General features: G+C 68.6%; 28 protein-coding genes and 1 tRNA gene (1 of these 29 running past the window's edge). 17 read left to right on the top strand and 12 right to left on the bottom strand.

The genetic code is table 11. The features are described from left to right. The 6 genes from coxB to SH591_RS07345 all read left to right on the top strand — a co-directional run. Window positions 1-226, top strand: the final stretch of a protein-coding gene (gene coxB, locus SH591_RS07320) for a cytochrome c oxidase subunit II (protein WP_324751155.1). 737 nt of this gene lie to the left of the window's left edge; the window shows 226 of its 963 coding nt (coding positions 738-963); its start codon lies off the left edge, out of view; its stop codon occupies window positions 224-226. Then, on the top strand, window positions 226-2775 hold the full coding sequence (locus SH591_RS07325) for a cbb3-type cytochrome c oxidase subunit I (RefSeq protein ID WP_416385216.1): 2550 nt from the start codon (window positions 226-228) through the stop codon (window positions 2773-2775). The genes coxB and SH591_RS07325 overlap by 1 nt, the downstream gene beginning before the upstream one ends. Further along, window positions 2772-3161 (top strand): hypothetical protein, encoded by a 390-nt coding sequence (locus SH591_RS07330; RefSeq protein ID WP_324751156.1) that lies wholly within the window; start codon window positions 2772-2774, stop codon window positions 3159-3161. Before SH591_RS07325 ends, SH591_RS07330 begins: the two co-directional genes overlap by 4 nt. Continuing rightward, window positions 3158-3787 (top strand): cytochrome c oxidase assembly protein, encoded by a 630-nt coding sequence (locus tag SH591_RS07335; RefSeq protein WP_322830903.1) that lies wholly within the window; start codon window positions 3158-3160, stop codon window positions 3785-3787. The genes SH591_RS07330 and SH591_RS07335 overlap by 4 nt, the downstream gene beginning before the upstream one ends. Then, entirely contained in the window at window positions 3784-4875 is a 1092-nt protein-coding gene (locus tag SH591_RS07340; RefSeq protein ID WP_324751157.1) for a c-type cytochrome, read from the top strand. The genes SH591_RS07335 and SH591_RS07340 overlap by 4 nt, the downstream gene beginning before the upstream one ends. Before the next feature lie 112 nt (window positions 4876-4987). Beyond that, the gene (locus SH591_RS07345; RefSeq protein WP_324751158.1) at window positions 4988-5905 is read left to right on the top strand and encodes a hypothetical protein; all 918 of its coding nucleotides are present in this window, start codon (window positions 4988-4990) and stop codon (window positions 5903-5905) included. Here SH591_RS07345 and SH591_RS07350 read toward each other — a convergent pair. After that, window positions 5878-6282, bottom strand: a complete 405-nt coding sequence (locus tag SH591_RS07350) for a response regulator (RefSeq protein ID WP_324751159.1) — start codon at window positions 6280-6282, stop codon at window positions 5878-5880. The two genes, SH591_RS07345 and SH591_RS07350, sit on opposite strands and share 28 nt — an antisense overlap. Window positions 6283-6448: 166 nt before the next feature. Between SH591_RS07350 and SH591_RS07355 the strand changes: the two genes are divergently transcribed. The 3 genes from SH591_RS07355 (at window position 6449) to SH591_RS07365 (ending at window position 8601) form a co-directional block, all read left to right on the top strand. Next, complete coding sequence (locus SH591_RS07355) at window positions 6449-6916, top strand: MgtC/SapB family protein (RefSeq protein WP_324751160.1); 468 nt, start codon at window positions 6449-6451, stop codon at window positions 6914-6916. A 270-nt stretch (window positions 6917-7186) separates the two neighbouring features. After that, on the top strand, window positions 7187-8170 hold the full coding sequence (locus tag SH591_RS07360) for an acyl-CoA desaturase (protein ID WP_324751161.1): 984 nt from the start codon (window positions 7187-7189) through the stop codon (window positions 8168-8170). A 23-nt stretch (window positions 8171-8193) separates the two neighbouring features. Beyond that, a complete protein-coding gene (locus tag SH591_RS07365; RefSeq protein WP_324751162.1) occupies window positions 8194-8601 on the top strand; it encodes a hypothetical protein in 408 nt (135 codons plus the stop codon). A 4-nt stretch (window positions 8602-8605) separates the two neighbouring features. Here SH591_RS07365 and SH591_RS07370 read toward each other — a convergent pair. Then, window positions 8606-8681 (bottom strand) — tRNA-Ala (locus SH591_RS07370). Between the two features lie 230 nt (window positions 8682-8911). Between SH591_RS07370 and SH591_RS07375 the strand changes: the two genes are divergently transcribed. From SH591_RS07375 to SH591_RS07385, 3 genes are all read left to right on the top strand, one after another. Continuing rightward, window positions 8912-9901, top strand: a complete 990-nt coding sequence (locus SH591_RS07375; protein WP_324751163.1) for a DUF2171 domain-containing protein — start codon at window positions 8912-8914, stop codon at window positions 9899-9901. 100 nt (window positions 9902-10001) lie between these two features. Further along, window positions 10002-10994 carry an NADP-dependent oxidoreductase gene (locus SH591_RS07380; RefSeq protein ID WP_324751164.1) on the top strand — a complete coding sequence of 331 codons (993 nt, stop codon included), beginning with the start codon at window positions 10002-10004 and terminating at the stop codon, window positions 10992-10994. A 15-nt stretch (window positions 10995-11009) separates the two neighbouring features. Further along, the gene (locus tag SH591_RS07385; protein WP_324751165.1) at window positions 11010-11423 is read left to right on the top strand and encodes a VOC family protein; all 414 of its coding nucleotides are present in this window, start codon (window positions 11010-11012) and stop codon (window positions 11421-11423) included. Here SH591_RS07385 and SH591_RS07390 read toward each other — a convergent pair. The 10 genes from SH591_RS07390 to SH591_RS07435 form a co-directional block, all read right to left on the bottom strand. Beyond that, entirely contained in the window at window positions 11420-12865 is a 1446-nt protein-coding gene (locus tag SH591_RS07390; protein ID WP_324751166.1) for a UdgX family uracil-DNA binding protein, read from the bottom strand. The genes SH591_RS07385 and SH591_RS07390 overlap by 4 nt on opposite strands. Before the next feature lie 6 nt (window positions 12866-12871). After that, the gene (locus SH591_RS07395) at window positions 12872-14116 is read right to left on the bottom strand and encodes a putative DNA modification/repair radical SAM protein (protein ID WP_324751167.1); all 1245 of its coding nucleotides are present in this window, start codon (window positions 14114-14116) and stop codon (window positions 12872-12874) included. A gap of 88 nt (window positions 14117-14204) precedes the next feature. Then, complete coding sequence (locus SH591_RS07400) at window positions 14205-14675, bottom strand: outer membrane beta-barrel protein (protein WP_324751168.1); 471 nt, start codon at window positions 14673-14675, stop codon at window positions 14205-14207. A gap of 269 nt (window positions 14676-14944) precedes the next feature. Next, window positions 14945-15073: a hypothetical protein gene (locus SH591_RS07405; protein ID WP_322830916.1), complete on the bottom strand. Its 129-nt coding sequence runs from the start codon at window positions 15071-15073 to the stop codon at window positions 14945-14947. 13 nt (window positions 15074-15086) lie between these two features. Then, on the bottom strand, window positions 15087-15257 hold the full coding sequence (locus SH591_RS07410) for a hypothetical protein (RefSeq protein ID WP_324751169.1): 171 nt from the start codon (window positions 15255-15257) through the stop codon (window positions 15087-15089). Between the two features lie 72 nt (window positions 15258-15329). Then, window positions 15330-15539 (bottom strand): dodecin, encoded by a 210-nt coding sequence (locus SH591_RS07415; RefSeq protein ID WP_324751170.1) that lies wholly within the window; start codon window positions 15537-15539, stop codon window positions 15330-15332. Window positions 15540-15606: 67 nt separating this feature from the next. Further along, on the bottom strand, window positions 15607-16071 hold the full coding sequence (locus SH591_RS07420) for a hypothetical protein (RefSeq protein WP_322830918.1): 465 nt from the start codon (window positions 16069-16071) through the stop codon (window positions 15607-15609). Window positions 16072-16073: 2 nt separating this feature from the next. Beyond that, window positions 16074-16661, bottom strand: a complete 588-nt coding sequence (locus tag SH591_RS07425; protein ID WP_416385217.1) for a demethoxyubiquinone hydroxylase family protein — start codon at window positions 16659-16661, stop codon at window positions 16074-16076. Then, window positions 16619-17113: a disulfide bond formation protein B gene (locus SH591_RS07430; protein WP_322830919.1), complete on the bottom strand. Its 495-nt coding sequence runs from the start codon at window positions 17111-17113 to the stop codon at window positions 16619-16621. Before SH591_RS07430 ends, SH591_RS07425 begins: the two co-directional genes overlap by 43 nt. A gap of 136 nt (window positions 17114-17249) precedes the next feature. Continuing rightward, complete coding sequence (locus SH591_RS07435) at window positions 17250-17684, bottom strand: hypothetical protein (protein WP_324751171.1); 435 nt, start codon at window positions 17682-17684, stop codon at window positions 17250-17252. A 317-nt stretch (window positions 17685-18001) separates the two neighbouring features. Here SH591_RS07435 and SH591_RS07440 point away from each other — a divergent pair, with 317 nt between their 5' ends. From SH591_RS07440 to SH591_RS07460, 5 genes are all read left to right on the top strand, one after another. After that, complete coding sequence (locus SH591_RS07440) at window positions 18002-18622, top strand: phosphatase PAP2 family protein (protein WP_324751172.1); 621 nt, start codon at window positions 18002-18004, stop codon at window positions 18620-18622. Window positions 18623-18628: 6 nt separating this feature from the next. Beyond that, window positions 18629-19552 carry a DUF481 domain-containing protein gene (locus SH591_RS07445; protein ID WP_324751173.1) on the top strand — a complete coding sequence of 308 codons (924 nt, stop codon included), beginning with the start codon at window positions 18629-18631 and terminating at the stop codon, window positions 19550-19552. Between the two features lie 108 nt (window positions 19553-19660). Next, the gene (locus SH591_RS07450) at window positions 19661-20035 is read left to right on the top strand and encodes a hypothetical protein (RefSeq protein ID WP_324751174.1); all 375 of its coding nucleotides are present in this window, start codon (window positions 19661-19663) and stop codon (window positions 20033-20035) included. Between the two features lie 2 nt (window positions 20036-20037). Continuing rightward, entirely contained in the window at window positions 20038-20658 is a 621-nt protein-coding gene (locus SH591_RS07455; protein WP_324751175.1) for a YceI family protein, read from the top strand. 216 nt (window positions 20659-20874) lie between these two features. Next, a complete protein-coding gene (locus SH591_RS07460) occupies window positions 20875-22677 on the top strand; it encodes a M1 family metallopeptidase (protein ID WP_416385232.1) in 1803 nt (600 codons plus the stop codon). Window positions 22678-22688 lie beyond the last annotated feature (11 nt).

Below are 22688 nucleotides of genomic sequence, written 5' to 3' on the forward strand. Positions count from 1 at the left end.
CGTGATCCGCGGCCACGGGCCCGGCAGCCCGATCGGCCCGGACCTCACCCATTTCGGCGCGCGGCGTTCGCTCGGCGCCGGCACCCTGCCGATGCGGCGCGACGCGATCGCCGCCTTCATCCGCAATCCCGCCGCCGCCAAGCCGGGGGCCTTGATGCCGGCCTTCCCCGGAATGCCGCCGGCCGACGCGGCGGCGATCGCGGCCTATCTGGAGGCGCTGCGCTGATGGCCGATCCGGCAATCGCCATCCCCGACCAGGGCGATCCCGCCGTCCGCGCCGCCCAGGAGGATCGGCTGCGCGCGGTCTGGGCGGCGCCGCGCGGCCTGTTCTTCCGCTGGACCGACACCAACAACAATGCGGTCGGCATCTGGTACGTGCTCACCGCCTTCGGGATGATGCTGTTCGCCGGCGTGCTGGCGCTGATCATGCGCGCCCAGCTCGCGGTCCCCGACAACGACCTCGTCTCGGCGGGGACCTTCAACCAGCTGTTCACGCTGCACGGCTCGATGATGATGTTCCTGTTCGCGGTGCCGATGTTCGAGGCGGTGTCGGTGCTGATCCTGCCGCAATTGCTCGGCGCGCGCGACCTGCCGTTCCCGCGCCTCTCCGCCTTCGGCTATTGGAGCTTCCTGATCGGCGGCGTCTTCGTCGGCGGCTCGATCTTCTTCAACGCCGCGCCCGACGGCGGCTGGTTCATGTATCCGCCGCTGTCGACCGATCCGACGCTGAGCGGGATCGGCGCCGATATCTGGATGCTGGGCCTGTCGTTCATCGAGGTGTCGTCGATCGCCGCCGCGGTCGAATTGATCGTCGGGGTGCTCAAATGCCGGCCGCCCGGCATGGGCCTCAACCTGATGCCGCTCTACGCCTGGTACATATTGGTGGTGGCGGTGATGATCCTGTTCGCCTTCCCGCCGCTCATCGCCGGCGACATATTGTTCGAGATGCAGCGGCTGCTCGACTGGCCGTTCTTCGATCCCGCGCGCGGCGGCGATCCGATACTGTGGCAGCACCTGTTCTGGATCTTCGGCCACCCCGAAGTCTATATCGTCTTCCTGCCCTCGATCGCGATCTTCGCGATGGTGGTGCCGACCTTCGCGCAGCGCCATTTGCTCGGCTATCCGTGGATCGTGCTCGCCGCGGTCGGGACCGGCTTCCTGAGCTTCGGCCTGTGGGCGCACCACATGTTCACGATCGGGCTGCCCAATATCAGCATCGGCTTCTTCGCGGCCGCCTCGGAGGCGGTGGCGATCCCCACCGGCGTGCAGATCTTCGTGTTCATCGCCACGATCTGGGCGGGGCGGGTGATCTGGTCGACGCCGATGCTCTATGCCGCGGGCGCGCTCGCCATCTTCGTTGTCGGCGGCCTCACCGGGGTGATGGTCGCCAACGCCCCGTTCGACTGGCAGGCGCACGACACCTATTTCATCGTCGCCCACCTCCATTACGTCCTCGTCGGCGGCGTGCTCTTCCCGCTCTTCGCCGGCCTCTATTATTATTGGCCGCTGGTCACGGCCAAGAAGCTGTCGGACCGGCTCGGCCGAATCGCCTTCTGGTTCCTGTTCGTCGGCTTCAACATCGGCTTCTTCCCGATGCACTTCACCGGCCTGATGGGCATGCCGCGCCGGGTCTACACCTATCCGGCCGAGCTCGGCCTCGGCACGCTAAACCTCGTCTCGACGATCGGCGCCTTCCTGTTCGCCGCCGGGGTCGCGATCATCCTCGTCGACCTGTTCCTGTCGCCGCGGCGGCCGCGGGTGGCGCGCAACATCTGGAACGCCGGCACGCTCGAATGGCTCGCCGTCCCCAAGACGCCGGACGAGGATTGGGGGGTGCGCTCGATCCCGGTGATCGAGAGCCGCTATCCGCTCTGGGACCAGCCCGATTTCGTCCGCAAGGTCGACGAAGGCCGCTATTTCCTGCCCGACGCCGAGGAGGGCGAGCGCGAGCTCATCGTCACCACCGTGCTCGACGCCAAGCCCTTGCAGGTCGCGCGGATCGGCGGCCCGACCGTGGTGCCGATGCTGGCCGCGGCGACGCTCGGCGGCTTCTTCATCCTCACCACCTTCCACCTCTACTGGGCGGCCTTGGTCTCCGCGGCGGCGGCGCTCGGCGTGATCCTGTGGTGGCTGTGGACCGGGACCGGCATCATCCCCGAAAAGGCCGAGAAACATGCCGGGCTCGGCGTGGTGCTGCCGCTCTACGCGTCGGGGCCGGCCTCGCCGGGCTGGTGGGCGATGTTCATCACGATGGTCGGCGATGCGACCGCGTTCGGCAGCCTGATCTTCGGCTATTTCTTCTACTGGACGATCCACAGCGATTTCCCGCCCGCGCCCGCGCCGGGCCTCGACGGCCCCGGCCTGTTCTGGCCGATGGTTGCACTCGCGCTGATCCTGGCCGGCTGGGCGCTCACCATCGCGGCGCGCGAGAGCAACGCCCGTGGCCGGGTCGGCATCGCCCGTCTCGCGCTCCTGCTCGCCGCCGCCGCGACCGGCGCCGGCGCGCTCGCCAGCCTCGCCGGCCCGTGGACGACCGGGCTCGATCCCAGGCTGCACGTCTATCCGGCGATCGTCTGGATCCTCGTCCTGTGGATCGCCGCCCACGCCGCGGTCGGCGTGATCATGCAGCTCTACGCGCTCGGCCGCAGCCTCGCCGGGCGGATGACGCCCACTTATGACGGGGATGTGCGCAACATCGCCGTCTTCCACCATTTCCTGGCGCTGAGCGCGCTCATCACCTTCCTGACGATCGCCTTCTTCCCGAGGCTCGTATGAGGCGCAAACTGTTCGATCGCGCCCAGCAGCGCGCCGCCACCCTGTGGGCGCTGGTCGCCCCGCCGACCGTCTGGGCGCTGCATTTCCTGCTCTGCTATGTATATGCGGCGGTGCGCTGCGCCAAGGCAGGGCCGCTGCAGCCGCTCGACGATGTCCGGATCGTCGTCGCCGTCGCCACCCTGGTCGCGCTCGGGCTGGTCGCGGCCACCGGCTATATCGCCTGGGCGCAGGAGCGGCTGGAAGGCGGCACCGCGCCCCACGACGAGAGCACGCGCGAGGATCGCCATCGTTTCCTCGCCGCGGCGAAATTGCTGCTGGCGGCGCTGAGCTTCGTCGCGATCGTCTACACCGCGATTCCCGCCTTCATGTTCCCGGATTGCCGATGAAACGGGTCTCGCTCCTCTCCGGCATCCTCGTGCTGGTCGCGGCCTGGGCCGTGGCCGCGGCGCACCTCGGCATGACCGGCCACATGGCCGCCCATATGGCCGCGGTCGCGGTCGCCGCGCCGCTCGTCGCCTGGGGCATTGCCGGCACGCGGCTCGATCCGGCCGCGCGCTGGCCGGCCTTGGTCGGCCCGCTGCAGATGTCGGTGGTCGAACTGCTCGTCGTCTGGGGCTGGCACCTTCCCGCCCTGCGCCAGTTCGCGGCGACCAGCGCGCTTGGCCTTATCCTCGAGCAGGCGATGTTCTTCGCCGCCGGCCTTCTGCTGTGGAGCGCCTGCCTCGGCACCCGCGATTCCGCCAGCGGCGTGCGCCGCGCCGCCGGGGTCGGGGCCTTGCTGCTGACGACGATCCACATGACCTTGCTCGGCGTCCTCGTCGCGCTCGCGCCCCGCCTCCTGTTCGGCACCCACGGCTCGGATCTGTTCGGCATGGGCCTTTCGCCGATGCACGACCAGCAGATCGGCGGCGTGATCATGCTGCTGGTGGGCGCGGGCAGCTACCTGCTCGGCGGGCTCCTGCTGCTCGGCCGGCTGCTGCGCGACCAGAATATTCGCACGGTGCAGCCATGATTGTGAGGATCACCTGGCTGCGCGTCGTGCTGACGATCGTGGTGCTGGCGACGCTCGGCACGACGGTCGCCTGGCTCGGCATCATCAATATCGGTGCGTCGACCGGCCATTGGGCGATCACCGACAAGTTCCTGCACTGGTCGATGCGCAATGCCGTGCGCACGCAATCGGCGCTGACCATCGCCGAGCCGGCGCTCGACCCGAGCGGCATCACCTCGGCCGCCGGCCATTATGCGGCGACCTGCGCCTTTTGCCACGGCGCTCCGGGCGAGCCGCTGGCGCCGTCGATGCAGTCGGCGACGCCGCCCGCGCCGGACCTCCGCGACACCGCCGGCGAATGGAACGACCGCCAGCTCCACTGGATCGTCAAGCATGGCGTGAAGTTCACCGCGATGCCGGCTTGGCCCGCGCAGCAGCGCAGAGACGAGGTCCGCCGCATGGCCGCCTTCGTCCGCCTGCTGCCGGACATGAGTCCGGTCCGCTACCGCGAACTCGCTTATGGCGGGCCGGGCGGTCGCGTCGTCGGCGGACGGGCGCTGACGCTCGAGGGTGCCCTGCCCGATTGCGCGCGCTGCCACGGCGCCGACGGCCGCGGCCGCGGCCAGCCCGACATCCCGATCCTGGGCGGCCAGCACCCAGCTTATTTGTTCGCGTCGCTGGAGGGCTATGCCGACGGCCGTCGCCACAGCGCGGTGATGCAGACGGCCGCGGTCCGCGTCGGCCGCGAAGCGCGGGCCGCGCTGGCGCGCCATTATGCGGCGCTGCCCGGCCTCGCCGCGCCGCAATCCCCGCCGCCCCCGGCCCGGACGGAGGCCGAGCGCCTGGCCGAGCGCGTCGTCGCCTCGGGGCTGCGCGAAGCCAATCTCCCGGCCTGCGCAAGCTGCCATTCCGGCCGCGGCCGCCGTCTCTATCCCGTGCTGGCCGGCCAGAGAGCGCCCTATCTCGCCCAGCGCCTGCGCCTGTGGCGCGGCGAGCCGGGCATGGTCGAGGCGAAGCGCCCCAACGAGCCGATGGCGGTCATCGCCCGCCGCATCCCCGAAGAACTGATCGAGCCGCTCGCGCTATATTATTCCCGCCAGGCGCCCTGAGGTCCTCCTGCCTGGTTGCGTCCCGATCCGAGCCGTTGCGGAGGTGAGAGCGGGATGACAGGATGGCATTTCGCAGATTTTCACCTTCGCATTCTCGCGACCACCAGGGGGCATGACCGCTATGCAGAAGCTGCTCGACCGTCCGCGCCTGCTGGGGCTGGTTTGTGCGAGCGGCGCGGTAGGCCTCGGGCTCGCCTACATGGCCGCGGCCGGCGCGCCGGCGCGCTACATGATTGTCAATCTGGCGGCCTTGCTGCTGGGCGCGATGATGTGGCTCGGCCTCGGTCCTCGCGCGGGCGCATGGCTGGCGCGCAGCGGCTGGCCCGTCGTGGCGCTGGCCCTGTCCCTGCTCGCCACGGCGCTGTTCGGCGCCGCAGTCGATGGCGCTGCGCGCTGGGTGCGCATCGGGCCGATCAACGTGCAGATCAGCCTGGTGGTCCTGCCGGCGCTCATCATCCTGTACGCGCGGCGCCCGAACGCAATCGGAACCGTCGGGGTCGGGCTGGCGGCGCTTGCCCTGGCGGTCCAGCCCGATCGGGCAATGGCCGGCGTGTTGGCCGCGGGAATGGCCTCCGTCCTGTTCGCCGCGCGGGATCGGCGTTCCGCGCTCGTTCTCATCATGGCCGCGGCGGCGTTCGTCGCGACCTTGCTCCGGCCGGACGCGCTCCCCGCCGTCCCCTACGTCGATCGCATCCTCTACACGGCCTTCGACGTCGATGCGGCGGCCGGGGTGGCGGTGGTGGCGGGCTGCCTGATGCTCGTCCTGCCGGGCTTCAGTCGCGGCTTCGAAGGCGAAAATCAGCGCGCGGCCATCTTTGCCTTCGGCGCCTGTTGGGCGGCCGTGGCGATCGCCGCGGCGCTCGGCAATTATCCGACCCCGCTCGTGGGCTACGGCGGGAGCGCCGTGCTCGGCTATCTGCTCAGCGCGGCGCTGCTTCCGGCTGGACGGAGGCACGAAACGGCATCGACGTCGCGGTCATCGCCCGGCCGCACTGCAGCCGATCAGGATATGCGCGAGCCCGTCAGCTGAAAGAACAGGCCGTCGAGGCGGCGCCGCAGGTCGGCGATCGAAAACGGCTTGCGGATGAAGCTGTTGACGCCGAGCTCCGAGGCTCTCCGCACCACCTCCTCGTCGGCGACGCCGCTCAGCAGGATGAAGCCGACCTTGCGCAGCAGCGGGTCGGCGCGCAGCGCGGTGACGAGCGCGAGGCCGTCCATGCCGGGCATGTCGTAATCCGAAATGACGATATGGGGCCGCCGCGCCCGCGCCAGGGTCAGCGCCTCCGCGCCGTCGCGCGCCTCGGAAATCTGGGAGAAGCCCATATGCTTGAGCGAGCGCTGCATCAGCGAGCGCATCATCGCCTCGTCGTCGCAAACAAGCAGCCTGACGTCGGATGCCTGGATCATGAGCTTCCCTTTCCGGCCGCGCGTGCAGGCGGGTCGCCATTGCGGTGATCGTCACTGGAGATGACCGCCAGACTATTGCCGGAGCCTTACCGAAGGGCCAGTGGTTTCTGCAGGTCGGGCCGGCGCGCCCGGACCGTCGGTACGATCAGCGGCAAGAGGGATCAGGGTGAACGAGATATTCCAGGCCAACACTTTCAATATCCTGCCGCACGCCGTGGCCATGCTGTGCGCCTATCTGTTGGCTTTCCCGCTGGGCTGGAACCGCGAGCGCGAGGAGCGCAGCGCGGGTCTCCGCACCTTTCCCCTGGTCGCAATCGCGAGCTGCGGCTTCATCCAGGCGGCCGAGACGATCACCACCGGCAGTCCCGAAGCGATGGCGCGGATCGTCGAGGGGCTGATCACCGGCATGGGCTTCATCGGCGGCGGCGCGATCCTGCGTCTGAAGGACAGCGTGAAGGGCACCGCGACCGCGGCCAGCCTGTGGGTGACCGGCGCGATCGGCGTCGCCGTCGGCCTCGGCAGCTACGACGTCGCGATCATGCTCTCGCTCGCCGCCTTCGTGACTCTGTGGTTCCTCTCGCCCCTGAAACGCATCGCCGCCCCCGAAGAAGCCGGCACGGGCGACATCAGCTAAACAGATGTGTCGAAACCGGCCCTCCCGATCATAGCCGGCGCCACGAATTTCTGCGCGAGCAGCCGGATGAGTTCAGCCTGAGGTTGTGCAGACCCTCTTTTGCCGGATTGGCAATACACGGTCTTCCATTAGGAACGCTGCGCTGTTTGTAAGAATTCGACAAAGGATCTAATTAACTTTGCACGACTAAGTCGCGAAGGGACAGGCAGTCGCGCCGGCATTTCAGCGGGACGGGGACTGTAGAGCAGAGCGACTATTGAGGGGGACATCATGAGCGAAGCTGGCGGCGCCGCAACAGGTGCGTTCAAGGTCAATTCGCTGACGGGTCTCGACCGGGCGAGTCCGGTCGAGGGCAAGGTCGTTTGGGACCCGCCCCGCTCGCTCTGGAATGCCTTCATGCTGGCCGGCGCGCTGGTCCTCGCGCCGCTCACCTTCACCTGGAGCGCCTTCGGCATCTTCCTCGCCTGTTCGGCCGTCACATTGTGCGCGGGCCACTCGGTCGGGTTTCACCGGCGGCTCATCCATCGCAGCTTCGAATGCCCGAAATGGGTGGACTATGCGATGATGTGGCTCGGTACCGCTGTCGGCATCGGCGGTCCGATCTGGACGATCCGGCTCCACGACAGCCGCGACTGGGCGCAACGCCAGCCGGACTGCCACTGGTTCCTGCGCCATGCCAGGTCGCCGCTCGTCGACGGCTTCTTCTATCTCAACTTCAAGCTTGTGCTCGACCGGCCGCCGGGCTTCGACGCGGGCCCGGGAATCGCGGACGATCGCTTCTACCGGTTTCTCGACCGCACCTGGATGCTGCAGCAAGCGCCGATCGCGGGGCTGCTCTGGCTCGGCGGCGGCTGGGCGTGGGTCGTATGGGGCGTGTGCGTACGGGTGTCGGCCTGCACGATCATGCACTGGGGCATTTCCTATTTTGCCCATACGCGCGGGCCGAGCGACTGGACGGTCGACGGCGCGGTGATCCAGGCGCACAACGTGCCGATCATGGCCATTCCCACCATGGGCGAGAGCTGGCACGGCAACCACCACGCCTTTCCAAGCTCGGCCCGGCACGGCCTTTACCCGGGACAAATCGATATCGGCTATCGGTTCGTCCAGATGCTGGAGCTTCTGGGCCTCGCATGGAACGTCAAGCTGCCGTCGCGACTGCCTCCCCGTCCCGGGATCACGCCGACGACCGCGCGCGCCCTCGATATCGCCGCGCCCGGCCAGGCGGAACTCTGCGCACCTCCGTGCGACTAAGCCGCGAGGAGGCGCTAGCCCGATTGGAAGCGGCCGCGGGCGAAGAGGACAGGGCCGCCCACTGGAATTGCCCGGTCGGCCCGATCACCTTCACCTTTCCCAATTTCGCCTGGCGCCGCCGCGCGCTGCGCGCTCATGATCTGCATCACGAGATGACCGGATATCCGATGACGATGCGCGGCGAGTTTCAGATGGCTGCCTGGGAATTCGGCGCCGGCCGCTACCCGCACTGGGGCGCTACTCTTTTCTGCGGGCCGCTGATTCTGCTCGGCTTGTGCTCGTCTCCGACCGCTATTTGGCGGGCATGGCGGGCCGGGTGCAGCAGCCGCAGCCTCTACCCGAAACCTGGCGACACTGCGACACATCCGCTCCCGGATGCAGCACCTGACGGCGACTTGCTTATCAGCGATGATCCGGTTGGTTCACCCTAGGGGGTGGTGGAGCCGAGGGGAATCGAACCCCTGACCTCTGCAGTGCGATTGCAGCGCTCTCCCATCTGAGCTACGGCCCCGCGCCTTCGGCGAAGGCGCCCCCAATAACCGTGCAGCGCACGCGACGCAACGGGCCAATTGGCCTTGCCCGCACCCGGCGGCGATCGCGCCGGTCGTTCCGCCGCCGTGACGCCACGGGCCGCCTCCCCCGCCGGAACGCGCCGCGCCCATCCTTCGTTTTTGCTGAACGGATCTGGGGCGCAGGAAAATTGCGCCGCATCACCCTTTGGACCAGCAAGAGGAGGACAGGATGGCCCATCGCGACAGGACTTACGGCAGCAGCACCCACGGGGATCGCGGCCGCGACGACCGCTGGGGCGGCGGCAGCGGCCATCGCGCGCGCCGCGACGACGATCACCGCAGCCTGCTCGAACGGATCGAGGCCAAACTCAACCGCCTGTTCGGCGACGACGACGACCAACACCGCAGCCGCTATCAGGGCGGCGGCTACGAAGGCACCCGCTCCTATGGCGATCGCGGCGGCCGCTTCGAGAGCCGGCCCGGCTGGGGCGACGAGCGCACTGGCTACGCGATGAGCGAGGGCGAGCGCGACGAGGACCCGTTCACCCCCGCCCATCGCGTCGATGCGCCCGGCTATGATGCAAGCTTCGCCGGGCCGCGTTTCGACCGGGTCGACGTCGGCAGCACCGGCACCCACGGCGCCCATCCGGTGTCGTCCGTCTATGGCGCGGGCTATGGCATCGCCGCGATGGGCGGCGCCGGCGGCGGTGATTATGCGCGCGAACGGATGATGCGCCAGCGCAGCCGCGGCGACCGCGGCGGCGGCATCAGCGACCATTCCTATTCGGAGTGGCGCCGCCGCCAGATCGAGGCGCTCGACAGCGACTATGACGAATATCGCCGCGAGCATCAGTCGAAATTCGAGCAGGAATTCCATGGCTGGCGCGAGAAGAGGCAGGGCCAGCGCTCGTCGATGGGCCGCGTCACCGAGCATATGGAGGTGCTCGGATCGGACGGCAGCCATGTCGGCACGGTCGACGCGGTGAAGGGCGATCGCATCATCCTCACCAAGAGCGACGAGGCCGCCGGCGGCCGCCACCACTCGATCCCTTGTTCGTGGATCGAAAGCGTCGACGACAAGGTGACGATCAACAAGAGCGCCGACGAAGCGCACCGGGCCTGGCGCGACGAGGAGAATAACCGCGCTCTGTTCGAACGCGAGGACCAGGGCAGCGAGGGCCCGCACGTGCTCGACCGCAGCTTCCGCGGCACCTACTGATCGCTTCTCTCGCGAGGCGCGACGGGGCCCGGCCGGCAACGGCCGGGCCTTTTGTTGTCAGCCGCCGGGGACTAGCAAGGGGACAACAAAGGAGACGAAAATGACCGGCACGCGCGCATGGCATTTGAAGGCGAGGCCCACAGGCCTGCCGACGATGGACAATTTCGAGCTGAAGGAGCTGCCGGCCGAGCCGCTCGGCGACAATATGGTCCGCGTCGCCAATGGGTGGCTGTCGGTCGACCCCTATATGCGCGGCCGCATGAACGACGTGAAGAGCTACGTGCCCCCGTTCGAGGTCGGCGCTCCGCTCCAGGGCGGCGCGGTCGGGACCGTGGTCGAATCGCGCTCGCCCGATTTCCGGGAAGGCGACAAGGTCTTCCACATGCTCGGCTGGCGCGAGCAGGCGACCGGCCCCGCCGAGGCCTTCCACAAGGTGCCCGCAATGGGCGTCGCGGATTCGCAATGGCTCGGCAATCTCGGCCTGACCGGCGCGACCGCTTATTTCGGCCTCCTCCGCGTCGCCGAGGCGAAGGAAGGCGACATCGTCTTCGTCTCCGCCGCGGCCGGCGCGGTCGGATCGGCCGTGGTCCAGATCGCCAAGGCCAAGGGCATGACCGTCATCGGCTCGGCCGGCGGCGCCGACAAATGCGAATGGGTGAAGGCGCTCGGCGCCGACGCGGTGGTCGACTACAAGGCGCAGCCGATCGTGAAGGGCCTGATGGAAGCCGCGCCCAAGGGAATCGACGTCTATTTCGACAATGTCGGCGGCGATCATCTCGACGCCGCCTTCGCCGCCGCGCGCAACAATGCCCGCTTCGCCATCTGCGGCATGATCGAGGGCTACAATGCCGGGCCGCCGCCCGCCTTCCGCTACATCATGCGGGTGATCGCCGCGCGCATCCGCATGCAGGGCTTCATCTACACCGATTATCTGGCCGAAATGCCCGATTTCTATCGCGACATGGGCAGCTGGACCGCAGCGGGCAAGATGCAGTCGCGCGAGACGATCCGCGACGGCATCGATGCGACGCCCCAGGCTTTCCTCGATCTGTTCAGCGGCGGCAATACCGGCAAGATGCTGGTCCGGCTCTAGGCGCGGGAGGAGGCGATGCCGAGGATCGAAGGGCTGCTCGAGACCGCGCTCTACGTCGCCGACCTCGACCGCTCGGCCGCCTTCTTCCGCGACGTGATCGGCCTCGCGCCGATGTTCGAGAATGAGCGGCTGGTCGCCTTCGACGCCGGCCGGCAGGGCGTGCTGCTGCTGTTCCACGAGGGCGCGTCGCGCGACGACATGGAGAGCCGAAGCGGGGTCGTGCCCGGCCATGACGGGCGCGGCCCGCTCCACATGGCGTTCGCGATTGCCGAGGATTCCTATGACGAATGGCACCGCCACCTCGTCGCGCGCGACATCCCGATCCGCGGCGAGATGCGCTGGCCGCGCGGCGGCCGCAGCCTCTATTTCGAGGATCCCGACGGCCACGTCCTCGAAGTCGCCACCCCGGGCCTCTGGCCGAATTACTAATCCGTGCGGGCGAGCGCCCTGGCGCGCTCGCCGATGCCGCGCAGGTCGGCGACGAAGCGCGCATATTCCTCCTCGCGATTGTCGCGGACGCGCAGCAGGAAGCTCGGGTGGACGGTGATCCAAGCCTCGTCGCCGTTGGGCGCCTGGTGCGCGCGGCCGCGCATGGCGCCGATCGTCACCGTCTTGCCGAAGATCGATCGAGCGGCGGTGGCGCCGAGCGCGACCGTCAGTGGCGGCCGGATCAAGGCCCGCTCCTGCTCGATCCACCAGCGGCAGGCGTCGATCTCCCCGCCATTGGGCTTGGCGTGGATGCGGCGCTTGCCGCGCTGCTCGAACTTGAAATGCTTGACCGCATTGGTGACGTAGGCGGCGGATCGGTCCACGCCGGCCTCCGCCAGCGCGCGGTCGAACAATTGCCCGGCCGGGCCGACGAACGGACGGCCGGCCAGATCCTCCTGGTCGCCCGGCTGCTCGCCGACGAACAGGATCCTGGCGTCGAGCGGCCCTTCGCCGAACACGGTCTGGGTGCCGCACCGGTAGAGGTCGCAGCGGGTGCAGCCCCGCGCCTCGACCAGCAAAGCCTCCCAGGCGGCGCGGACGTTGCCGCCCGGCTCGATCCTCTTCTCGGCGGCCGCCGCGCGGGCGAGCCCGCCTTCCGCCGCCTTGCTGCGTGACCGCTCCACCATCTCCGCCTCGCGCGCCTGCGCTCCTGCCAGCAACTGCCCGACCAACGCGGTCTCGGGCATGTTTTTCCAATATTTGCGCGGCATCTCCTTGGTCATCGCCTTCACCTTCACCCGCGCCGGATTGAAGATCGAAGCGTAATAGGTCTTCCACGTCTCCTCGACAGGATCGCCGTCCGGCGCGTCGGCGCGCGTGGCGCCGGGCGAGAAGCTCAGCCCCGCCCCGTCCCAATGCGCACACAATTCCGGCGTCAGGATCGACCAGGCCATGTTGGCGAAGCGGCGGACGAAGAAGCCCGCGTTGGCGCGGACGATATGGTGGTCCGGCTCGAACCAGGCGACGTAGCGCGTGCCGCCCTCGCTCTCGACCTCGCGGAAGCGGACGAAGGCGTGCATCTTGTGCATGTCGCGGCGCACGTCCTTGGCCATCAGCTCGAGATTGCGCAGCAGCGGGTCGGCCTGGTCCTCCATCGCGTGCGGGTGGGCACGAACGCGCAGCAGCAAGGCATAGAGCAAGGCGAAGCGCACGGGATCCGAATGGCAGATCGCGGCGCGGGCGAGTTCGACGAACGGTCGCGGCACCGCGAAGGCCGGCGCGCCCGCCGCCGGCACGATGGCCTCATCGCCGAACAGGTCGCCCCCATCCGCACCAACCTGCCAGCTCACCTCGGCAGCCGGCACGCCCGCCAGCGCGAGCGCCCGCGCCGCGTCGCGCCAGCCGTCGAAATCTTCCTCATGGGCGAGCCGAACCGAGCGCATGGCCGATCAAGCCCTGAACAGCTCCAGCTGTTCCGTCTTCGGCCGCAGGCGCTGGCGCAGGTCGGCGCGGTCGGTGAGTGCCACCGGTTGCCAGCCCTCGGCGCAGATGAACGGCCGGATCTTCGCCACCGACACGGTCAGCCGGCCGACATCGTCGAGGGTGAGCCGCCGCCAGCGCCGCGACGCGACGATCTTGTCGACTGCCTTCACCCCCAGGCCGGGCACGCGCAGCAGCATCTCGCGCGGCGCGCGATTGACGTCGACCGGGAATTGCCCGCGATATTTCAGGGCCCAGGCGAGCTTGGGATCGATATCGAGCGGCAGCATGCCGTCCGCATCGGTCGCCGCCACCACTTCGGCCGGCTTGAAGCCGTAGAAGCGCATCAGCCAGTCCGACTGGTAGAGCCGGTGCTCGCGCATCAAAGGCGGCCGCTTCAGCGGCAGGATCGCGCTCGCGTCGGGGATCGGGCTGAACGCGGAATAATAGACGCGCCGCAGCGCGAAGCGGTCGTAGAGGCCGCTCGCGCGCTGCACGATCTCGCCGTCATTGGCGCTGTCCGCTCCCACGATCATCTGCGTCGATTGCCCCGCCGGAGCAAAGGCGGGCGCGGCCTTGAAGCGCTTCTTCTCGTCATGGCCGGCCTCGATCGACGCCTTCATTCCGTCCATCGCGCTTTCGATCCTCACCCCGTCCTTCTCGGGCGCCAGCCGCTTCAGGCCGCTTTCTGTCGGGAGCTCGACGTTGATCGACACGCGATCGGCATGGAGCCCGGCCTTGTGCACCAGCTCCGGATCGGCGTCCGGGATCGTCTTCAGATGGATGTAGCCGCGGAAATCATGGTCCTCGCGCAGGCTGCGCGCGACCTCGACGATTTGCTCCATCGTGTAGTTGGACGAGCGGATGATACCCGATGAGAGGAAGAGCCCCTCGATATAATTGCGCCGGTAGAAAGCGAGCGTGAGCTGGACCACTTCCGCGGCGGTGAAGCGCGCTCGCCGCACGTTCGAGCTCTTGCGGTTGATGCAATAATGGCAGTCGAAGATGCAGCTGTTGGTCAGCAATATCTTCAGCAGCGAGATGCAGCGGCCGTCGGGCGCATAAGCGTGGCAGATGCCCATCCCTTCGGTCGACCCGATCCCCTTGCCGCCGACGCTGTTGCGTTTCACCGACCCCGACGAGGCGCAGGACGCATCATATTTGGCCGCGTCGGCCAGGATGGCGAGTTTCTCGCGTGTATCGAGCCGGGACATGCGTTCTCTTTATGTTCCAGCAACTTGCAAGTCCAACAAAAAAGGGCGGCCCCGCAGGACCGCCCTTCCTTTTCGCTCGGCGCGCCGCTTAGAAGCGGAAGCCGACGCCGACCAGGTTCTGGTGGTACTTCACACCGGAATCGTAGTTCGCGTAGCGATGCTCGAACTTGACGAACGCCTGCTCGGTGACGGCAACTTCGACGCCGGCGCCGATCTTGAAGCCTTCGAAGTTGAAGCCGGCGGCGTTGAGGTTGGTGTAGCCGCCCAGGATGTAGACGAGGGCCGTGTTGTTAACGAGGCCGCCGACGCGGGCGGTCAGGGCCAGCTCGCGGCCGGTGTCGTCCGTGTCCTGGATCTCGGCGGTGATGCCGACGATCGCATTTTCGGCGAGCGCGTGGTCGTAACCGACCTCGGCGCCGTAGGTGAAAGCGCCGTCACCGACGAGCTTCTCGTCGGCCAGGCCGACATTGCCGCCGACGCGCGGGCCGGTGAAATCGGCCGCGAAAGACGGCGTAGCGAAAGCGAGCGCCGCAACGGACGCGAGAACAATCTTCTTCATGGATCCCCCTCAGGAACTCTGGAATGTACAAAACGGGCCGAGGACCGGCCAGTCGGGCGCCCCTCTAGCCACAATTCGTGTGTTCACAAGCCTTTGGAGGCCTGTACCATGCAAATGACACACCATTGTCACCAAACGGCAACAGTCTGCCTTACGGCGCTACCGCCACCGCGATGCCGAGGCACAGGGCCGCGATCAGGGCCGCCGCCCGAGATGTGGGCGGGATCGCCCCCCGCCGGGCGGCGCGTATGATCAGCATGGCGCTTCCGTTACGCCGGCAGCGGCGCCGGCTCCGCCTGGATCAGGTGCTTGGCGAGGAACAGTTTGAACAGCAGGAACACCGCGCCGGCGGTCGCGGCGAAGCCGGCATGCATCAGCCAGAAGCTGGTCGTCGGCATCTGCTCGAACCAGCTACCGACCCAGCCGACCAGCGCATTGGCCGCGAAGCATGCCGTAATAGGAGAAACGCTCCCAGGTCTCGCTGGAGGCGAGATAGCCGAGGCCCTTGGGATGGCCGAGGAAGGCGCGGTCATTGCGCCCGGCGACGGCGTCGAGCTCCGGAGTGGCTTCGGCAACGGTCATCTGCAGGCTCCCTCCCAGGTCGCCCGCACCCTATCGGCAAACAGGTGCCGTGCCAGACCCTTTTTGAGCCGCTTAATCGGCGAGCGTGAAGCCGATCCGCAGCGTCACCTGGTAATGCGCGACCTTGCCGCCCTCGACATGGCCGCGCGTCTCCTTGACCTCGAACCAGCGTATGTCGCGGATCGTGGTGGCCGCGCGGCTCACCGCGCCCGAGATCGCGTCCTCGATGCTCGTCGCCGAGCTGCCGACGATCTCGATGATCTTGTAAACATTGTCGCTCATGGTCCCGCTCTCCTCCGCGCTTGGCGAAGGGGTAACAAGCGGGGCGGGCGTTCGTTTCCGCGCAGCCTTACTGGTTGCGCTCGACCGCCTCGGCCTCGGCGTCGATCCGGCTCAGCCGCTCCTGGCGCGCTTCCTCGATCAGCCGGTTCCAGTTGACCGAGTCGCTGCTGGCGCGCTCGGCGCGGGCGGCGCGGACGACGTCCTCGAAGCAGCCGATCATGCCGCCCGGGCCGACCGGCGAGCAGCTGCCGATGCCGGAGCGGCCGACATATTGCAGTTCGGTCGCCTTCTCGGTCCAGGTCTGGTTGCGCGGATCGTTGGGATCGCTGCGCAGCGGCTCGGGGATGCGGTAGCGCTCGCTCTCGGGCTTGCGCGCGCAGACCGTGATCGTGTCCTCGGTCGAGGCGGGGCACGGATCGTCGCCATAGACGACCAGCGCCTGGACCTTGCTGTCGTCGGGGGTCGATTGGGCCGCGGCGGGGGCGGCGAGGGCTGCAGCGGTCGCGGTCGCGGCGAGGAGAAGAAGCTTCATGGTCAGATCCTCTTGGAAAGTGCGATGGCGGCGCGGCAGCCGGCGCGGATGAAGGCGGAAAGAACGGGATAGCCCAGCGCCTGCTCGGCGCCGGCGGCGATCGCGGTCTCGCGATGTTCCAGTTCCTCGGCCTGGAATTCGGCGATCGTCGCCGACAGGTCGGGATCGTCGTTGCCAAGCGCCTCGAGCTGGTCGGCATAATGTTTGTCGATCTCGGTCTCGACCGCGGCGGTGCAGGCCATGGCCGCGTTCGGGCTCAGAAAGGCGGTCACCGCGCCGAGCGCGTGGCCGGCGACGTTCCAGACCGGCTGGAGCAATGTCGGTCGGACGCCGCGATCGTGGATCATCGCGTCGAAATGGCGCAGGTGGCGTTCCTCCTGCGCCGCCATGCGGGCGATCGAGCGCGCCGCCGGGTGGCGGTTGCCGAGCACGGCGAGATGGCCGGCATAGATGCGGGTCGCGCCATATTCGCCGGCCTGGTCGACGCGGATCATAGAGCCGATGTCGGCGCGCGCGTCGCCGGGGCGCCAGCCGGGCGGGCGCGGGTTCATATTGTTGCCGCCGGGCGCGGCCGCCTGAGGCTCAGCCATAGGATCACCATTGCCGCACCGATCGACAGGATGGCGTTCCACCCTGCCATCGAGATGCCGAGAAACGAAAACTGCACCTGATCGCAACGAACGAGCGGCGTCGCCATAATATCCGCGAGGATGTCCTGCGCCGATCCAGCCGCGCCGATCGAACTGCACTGGGTCAGGCCTTCGAAGATGCCCGCCTCGACGCCGGCATGATAGACGCCGACCAGACCGCTGACGAGGATCGCCAGGCCGGCCAGCCAGACGAAGCTGCGGCCCTTGTCGGCGCTGCCGCGCAGCGCGAACGACGCCAGCGCCAGCGCGACCGCGGCATAATGGGGCCAGCGCTGCCAGTGGCACATCTCGCACGGGTGGAGGCCGCCAATATATTGCGAGCCGAGCGCGCCGGCGAGCAAGGCCGCCGGCACGAACAAGGCGAGCGCCCTGGCTTTGTCGAGACTGGTCACGGGCTGCTCGTACTCCTCGCGCTGCGTCGCATCGCCCTAGACCATCGCGCCCCGAAGCTGCAAATGGCCTGAACGAGCGCGTGCCGTGCGGGAGCGTAAGCGGAGACCGGGCGCCGTGCCCGGTCCCCGCCGTCCCTCATTTCAGCTTGAGCTCGCGCAGCAGCATCGCGCCCATGATCTTGCGCATCGTCCCGCGCTGCCCGGTCTCGACGTCGAGTTGACGGGCATTCTTCTTCGCCCACGCTTCATATTCGCGTTGGCGCTTGAGGTCCTCGGCCGCGTCGGGAAGCTTGTCGAACACGGTGATCAGGTAGAGATCGGGCTCGCCGTGACGCGGATAGGCATTGGCCAGCACGAAATAGTCGCGGATCCACTTTTGCGACTTGGCATATTCCTGGTTCCGTTTCCACTCGGAGGCGACAAAGTCGATGTAGGATTCCGCCTTGCCGTCCTCGACGTCGATCATGCCGACGTCCCAATAGGTGCCGGGCGTATAGCTGCTTTCCTGGGCGGCGGCGGGCGCGGCCCAGATGGCAGCGGCGCAGGCGGCTGCGATCAATATGTTCTTCATGCTCATTCCCCTGTTGGAGCGGCCGGCACAGGCGCCGCCGCACGCGAAGCAAAGCTACGGGGACAGGGAGCCCGCCGAACGCGCGGCGGCTCCGGAACGCAGATGAACATAGATCAAGTTTCGGGGCAAGCGGCTCCGCCCCGATGAACCGCGGCTAACGGCTTCATACGGTCCCCATTCACCGCGAGTGCTCGAAAGGAGCGGCGCTGCCCGCCCCCGAGGGTGGTTTGCCCCCGCCGCCGGTTGCTTGTGTCGCGGCGGGGGCCAGTTGCGTCGCGACCGCGGCACCAAAGCCGCCGTCGCGCTTTATCCCCGCCATGACCGCAAAGAAGAAGTCCGCCCGCGCCGGCCAGGCGCTGCTCGATGCCGATGCCGCCGCCGTCGACGCGGTCGAGCCCTATCGCCACGCGCCCCCGGTGAAGGCGCTCGCCTGGTATAGCGAGCTTGGCGACCAGCCCCAGATGCTCAGCCTTTCCGGAGCCGTGCTCGCCGCCGGCCTCGTCCGCCGCGACGCCCGCATGGCACGCGCCGGCGGGCGGATGATCGCCGCCCACCTGCTCGCCACCGCGGCCAAGAATTTCGTCAAGCACAGGATCGACCGGACGCGGCCACGCGGCGCCGTCGTCGCGCGCGGCGACCACAAGCCCAAGACCGGGCGCAACCGCGCCAAGGAGGAAACCAGTTTCCCCTCCGGCCACAGCGCCGGCGCGATCGCGGTCGCCCGCGCCTTTTCCCGCGAATATCCCGAGTACCAGGGCGCGGCGCTTGCGGCCGCCGGCCTGATCGCGCTCGCCCAGATCCCGCGCTGCGCCCATTATCCCACCGACGTCGCGGCCGGCCTTGCCCTCGGCGCCGCCGCGGAAAGCGCCGTCGACCGCCTGTGGCCGGCCGACCCCGGGTCCGCCGCATCTTCCAAAGCCGCGCCCGTCCCCGCATAAGGGGACATGGTTCTCGCGTCTTTGTCCGCGCTCTCGCTCGTCGCCGCCGCGCCGGCGCCCGCCGCGTCCCCGGAAGCACTGCCGCCGCCGGTGCGCGCGATGATCGACGCCGCCATCGCCGCCGGCGACGCCCCGAGCGTGGCGGCCGTGATCCGCTTCGCCCGCGAAACCAATCCGGCGGCCGTCGCCGAGATCGACGCGATCGACGCCGCCTGGCAGGCCGACGTCGCCGCGCGCGAAGCCGAAGCCGCCGAGGCGCGCAAGCAGAGCCTCGCTGCGGCCGGCCCGCTCGAACATTGGAAGGGGCAACTGGAACTGGGCGCCTCGCGCTCGACCGGTAACAGCAACAGCCTCGGCCTCTACGGCGCGCTCTCGGCCGAGCGATCCGGCCTCGAATGGCGCCACAAGCTCACCGGCCGGGCCGACGTGCAGGAGACCAACGGCAACACCACCACGCAGCGCGTCCTCGCCTCGTGGCAGCCCAATTACCGCTTCGACGACCGGTTCTACGCGTTCGGCCTCGCCCAGTACGAGCATGACAAGTTCCTGGGCTATTCGGACCGCTACACCGCCTCTGGCGGCGTCGGCGTCGGCCTGGTCGCCTCGCCGCGGCTCAAGCTCGACTTCGAGGGCGGTCCCGCCTTCCGCCGCACCGCCTTCACCGACGGCAGCGCGGCCTCGACGCTGGCCGGCCGCGCCTCGCTCGATTTCAACTGGAAGATCGCGCCGACCCTCCAGCTCACCCAGAACAGCGCGCTCTACGTCGAATCGGGCGACACCAGCGCCAGCGCTTTGACCGCACTCGACACCACCCTGCTCGGCGCGCTCAAGGCGCGCTTCTCCTACAATATTCAATATGAGCGCAACGCCCCGCCGGGCGTGAAGCCGGTCGACACTCTGAGCCGCGCGACCCTGATCTACAGCTTCTGACGGCGCGGCGAGCGTTGCTGAAACAGCAACGCTGCAATGACGGCGACGCGACTTCCGGCCCCTCCCTTTTTGCTCCAGATAGCCATCAAGGGCGATCGAGACAGGGGAATGAAGGTGAACGCACCGGCGCATAAACAATGGCAGGACGCCGACGGCATCTTCACGCCGCTCGAACTCCGGGTGATCGCATTGGCTGCCGCCACCCCCGGCGACTGCACCATCGCCGGCCCGCCGGAAAGCTGGGTCGGCCGCGTCGCCCGCCGGATCGGCCGCGCCTTCGCGCTGCATGAGCCCGGTCCGCTCGCCAACCCGCGGCTCGAGGCGCTGCGCCGCGTCGCCTGCAGCAGTTTCGCCCGCAACGGCCGCCTCGAAGAAGGCGAGACCGAAGCGGCCCTTGCCGCCGGCCTCAGCCGGCTGCAGATTGACAATCTTGCGTTGATGGCGGCCACCTGGCGGCCCGCGCACAACAGAAGGAAATTTTGAACGTGCGCAAATCCATGATCATCGCCGCGGCCGCTTTGGCCGCCGTCACCGGCCATGCCGTGGCCCAGCAGGCGCCCGCGCCGGCCAGCCAGGCGGTCGCCGCCGCCTCGGTCCAGTCGGGCGACTATGCGCTCGACAAGGGCCACGCCAAGATCCTGTGGTCGGTCTCGCATTTCGGCTTCTCGACTTACTATGGCGAGTTCACCGATTTCGACGCGAAGCTGACGCTCGACGGCGCCAATCCGGCGGCGAGCAAGCTCTCGGTCACCGTCCAGACGGCTTCGGCCAACGGCCACAATCCGGCGCTCGAAAAGCATCTGCAGAGCCCCGATTTCTTCAACACGGCCAAGTATCCGACCGCGACCTTCGTCTCGACCGCGGTCAAGCCGACCAGCGCGACCACCGCGGACGTGACCGGCGACTTCACCCTGCTCGGCGTCACCAAGCCGCTGACGCTGAAGGTCACCTTCAACAAGGCCGCCGAGAATATGGCGAAGAAGTACACGACCGGCTTCTCGGCCGAAGGCGTCGTCAAGCGCAGCGAGTTCGGCATGGGCTATGCCGCGCCGGCCCTCGGCGACGACGTCAAGCTCGTCATCAGCGGCGAGTTCAACAAGATCTGATCGGCCGGCCGGGCGGCTCCTCCCCGCCCGGCTTCGCTTGCGGCACGCCGAGCCTCCCATTAGCGTGCGCGGCTCCCCGCCCGCATCCGATGGAATTGCCCCGTGTCCTTTGCTCCCGTCCGTACGTCCGTCCTGGCGCTCGCCGCCGCCTTTCTCGCCGCCGGTTGCACCACGATTGGCACCAACGCCGCGCCCGCCGCCGACTCCGCCGCGCGCATGGTCGCTCCGGTCCTCACCACCGCCGACGCGCGCGACGCCAAGAGCTATGCCCGCCCCGAAGTCGCCCGCGTCACCCATGTCGCGCTCGATCTCGTCGCCGATTTCGCGGCCAAGCGCATGATCGGCACGGCGACGCTCGACGTCCAGGCCCGGGCCGGCGCCCCCGAAATCATTCTCGACAGCAAGGGGCTCGAGATCGAGTCGGTGACCGACCAGTCCGGCCGCGCGCTTCCCTTCACGCTCGGCGCGAATAACGCCGCCATGGGCCAGCCGCTCGCCATCCAGCTCAACGGCGCCCGCCAGATCCGCATCGCCTATCGCAGCGCGCCCGGCGCAGAGGCCCTGCAATGGCTCGCGCCTGAGCAGACCGCGGGCAAGCAGCATCCGTTCCTGTTCAGCCAGGGCCAGGCGATCCTCAACCGCACCTGGATCCCGACCCAGGACAGCCCCGGCATCCGCCAGACCTGGGAAGCGCGCATCGTCGCGCCCGAGCCGCTCACCGTGGTGATGAGCGGCGAGCGCCTGACGCCCGAGGGCGAGGCCGCCGGCGAGCGCCGCCGCGCCTTCCGCTTCCGCATGGACAAGCCGGTCGCACCCTATCTGATCGCGATCGCCGCCGGCGACCTCGCCTTCCAGCCGCTCGGCCCCCGCACCGGCGTCTATGCCGAGCCGGCGACGCTCCCCGCGGCCGCGGCCGAACTGGCCGACACCGAGAAGATGGTCGCCGCCGCCGAGGCGCTCTACGGCCCCTATCGCTGGGGCCGCTACGACATGATCGTCCTCCCGCCGGCCTTCCCTTATGGCGGCATGGAGAATCCGACCCTCACCTTCCTCACCCCCACCTTCATCGCCGGCGACCGCAGCCTCAACGGCCTCGTCGCGCACGAGCTGGCGCACAGCTGGTCGGGCAATCTCGTCACCAACGCGGTCTGGCCGGACGGCTGGCTCAACGAGGGTTTCACCTCCTATTTCGAGAACAGGATCATGGAGGCGCTCTACGGCAAGACGCGCGCCAGTCAGGAAGAGGCCCTGTCCTTCGCCGAGATCGAGACCGCGCTGAAGGAACTCGGCGCCGCCGCGCCCGGCACCCGCCTCCACGACGACAGCGAGGCCGATTCCAGCGGCATCGTCTACGACAAGGGCTCGGCCTTCCTGCGCACGATCGAGCGCACCGTCGGCCGCGAGCGCTTCGACGCCTATCTCCGCTCCTATTTCGACCGCCACGCCTTCCAGCCGATGACCTCGGCCCTCTTCCTCGCCGATCTGCGCGCCAATCTGATCCGCGGCGACCAGGCGCTCGAGCAAGAATTGCGGCTCGACGAATGGGTCTATCAGCCCGGCCTTCCCGCCAATGTCGCGCGTCCCGATCCGAAGGCCCTCGCCCCGATCGACGCCGCGCTGGCCGCGTTCAATGCCGGCGGCGCGGCGGCCGCCGTGCCCTATGGCGGCTGGACCACGGCCGAGCGGCTGCGCTTCCTCAACGGCCTCCAGCGCGATCTCAGCCAGGCCCGCCTCGCCGAGCTCGACCGCGCCTTCGGCCTGTCGAAGAGCGGCAATTCGGAAACCCTGTTCGCCTGGCTGCAGCTCGCGCTCGCCAACCGCTACGAGCCGGCCGTGCCCGCCGCCGAGCGCTTCCTGCTCGGCATGGGCCGCCGCAAGTTCGTCTCGCCTCTGTTCGAGACCTTGATGAAGCAGGGCGAATGGGGCCGCCCCATCGCGCAGCGCATCTACGCCAAGGCGCGCCCCACCTACCACGCCGTCACCACCAGCGCCGTCGACAAGGTGATGAAGGGGAGCTGAGATGGTACGGC

The organism is Sphingomonas sp. LY54, from assembly GCF_035594035.1.
Taxonomy (GTDB): Bacteria; Pseudomonadota; Alphaproteobacteria; order Sphingomonadales; family Sphingomonadaceae; genus Allosphingosinicella.

What these genes read in the sequence shown, in the direction of transcription:
- SH591_RS07335 (WP_322830903.1), top strand. Translation starts at nt 3,158, where the DNA reads ATGAAACGGGTCTCGCTCCTCTCCGGCATCCTCGTGCTGGTCGCGGCC.
- SH591_RS07380 (WP_324751164.1), top strand. Translation starts at nt 10,002, where the DNA reads ATGACCGGCACGCGCGCATGGCATTTGAAGGCGAGGCCCACAGGCCTG.
- SH591_RS07375 (WP_324751163.1), top strand. Translation starts at nt 8,912, where the DNA reads ATGGCCCATCGCGACAGGACTTACGGCAGCAGCACCCACGGGGATCGC.
- SH591_RS07425 (WP_416385217.1), bottom strand. Translation starts at nt 16,661, where the DNA reads ATGGCTGAGCCTCAGGCGGCCGCGCCCGGCGGCAACAATATGAACCCG.
- SH591_RS07420 (WP_322830918.1), bottom strand. Translation starts at nt 16,071, where the DNA reads ATGAAGCTTCTTCTCCTCGCCGCGACCGCGACCGCTGCAGCCCTCGCC.
- SH591_RS07360 (WP_324751161.1), top strand. Translation starts at nt 7,187, where the DNA reads ATGAGCGAAGCTGGCGGCGCCGCAACAGGTGCGTTCAAGGTCAATTCG.
- SH591_RS07410 (WP_324751169.1), bottom strand. Translation starts at nt 15,257, where the DNA reads ATGACCGTTGCCGAAGCCACTCCGGAGCTCGACGCCGTCGCCGGGCGC.
- SH591_RS07325 (WP_416385216.1), top strand. Translation starts at nt 226, where the DNA reads ATGGCCGATCCGGCAATCGCCATCCCCGACCAGGGCGATCCCGCCGTC.
- SH591_RS07400 (WP_324751168.1), bottom strand. Translation starts at nt 14,675, where the DNA reads ATGAAGAAGATTGTTCTCGCGTCCGTTGCGGCGCTCGCTTTCGCTACG.
- SH591_RS07405 (WP_322830916.1), bottom strand. Translation starts at nt 15,073, where the DNA reads ATGCCGACGACCAGCTTCTGGCTGATGCATGCCGGCTTCGCCGCGACC.
- SH591_RS07415 (WP_324751170.1), bottom strand. Translation starts at nt 15,539, where the DNA reads ATGAGCGACAATGTTTACAAGATCATCGAGATCGTCGGCAGCTCGGCG.
- SH591_RS07345 (WP_324751158.1), top strand. Translation starts at nt 4,988, where the DNA reads ATGACCGCTATGCAGAAGCTGCTCGACCGTCCGCGCCTGCTGGGGCTG.
- SH591_RS07445 (WP_324751173.1), top strand. Translation starts at nt 18,629, where the DNA reads ATGGTTCTCGCGTCTTTGTCCGCGCTCTCGCTCGTCGCCGCCGCGCCG.
- SH591_RS07435 (WP_324751171.1), bottom strand. Translation starts at nt 17,684, where the DNA reads ATGAAGAACATATTGATCGCAGCCGCCTGCGCCGCTGCCATCTGGGCC.
- SH591_RS07450 (WP_324751174.1), top strand. Translation starts at nt 19,661, where the DNA reads ATGAAGGTGAACGCACCGGCGCATAAACAATGGCAGGACGCCGACGGC.
- SH591_RS07390 (WP_324751166.1), bottom strand. Translation starts at nt 12,865, where the DNA reads ATGCGCTCGGTTCGGCTCGCCCATGAGGAAGATTTCGACGGCTGGCGC.
- SH591_RS07385 (WP_324751165.1), top strand. Translation starts at nt 11,010, where the DNA reads ATGCCGAGGATCGAAGGGCTGCTCGAGACCGCGCTCTACGTCGCCGAC.
- SH591_RS07395 (WP_324751167.1), bottom strand. Translation starts at nt 14,116, where the DNA reads ATGTCCCGGCTCGATACACGCGAGAAACTCGCCATCCTGGCCGACGCG.
- SH591_RS07460 (WP_416385232.1), top strand. Translation starts at nt 20,875, where the DNA reads ATGGTCGCTCCGGTCCTCACCACCGCCGACGCGCGCGACGCCAAGAGC.
- SH591_RS07340 (WP_324751157.1), top strand. Translation starts at nt 3,784, where the DNA reads ATGATTGTGAGGATCACCTGGCTGCGCGTCGTGCTGACGATCGTGGTG.
- SH591_RS07330 (WP_324751156.1), top strand. Translation starts at nt 2,772, where the DNA reads ATGAGGCGCAAACTGTTCGATCGCGCCCAGCAGCGCGCCGCCACCCTG.
- SH591_RS07350 (WP_324751159.1), bottom strand. Translation starts at nt 6,282, where the DNA reads ATGATCCAGGCATCCGACGTCAGGCTGCTTGTTTGCGACGACGAGGCG.
- SH591_RS07440 (WP_324751172.1), top strand. Translation starts at nt 18,002, where the DNA reads ATGACCGCAAAGAAGAAGTCCGCCCGCGCCGGCCAGGCGCTGCTCGAT.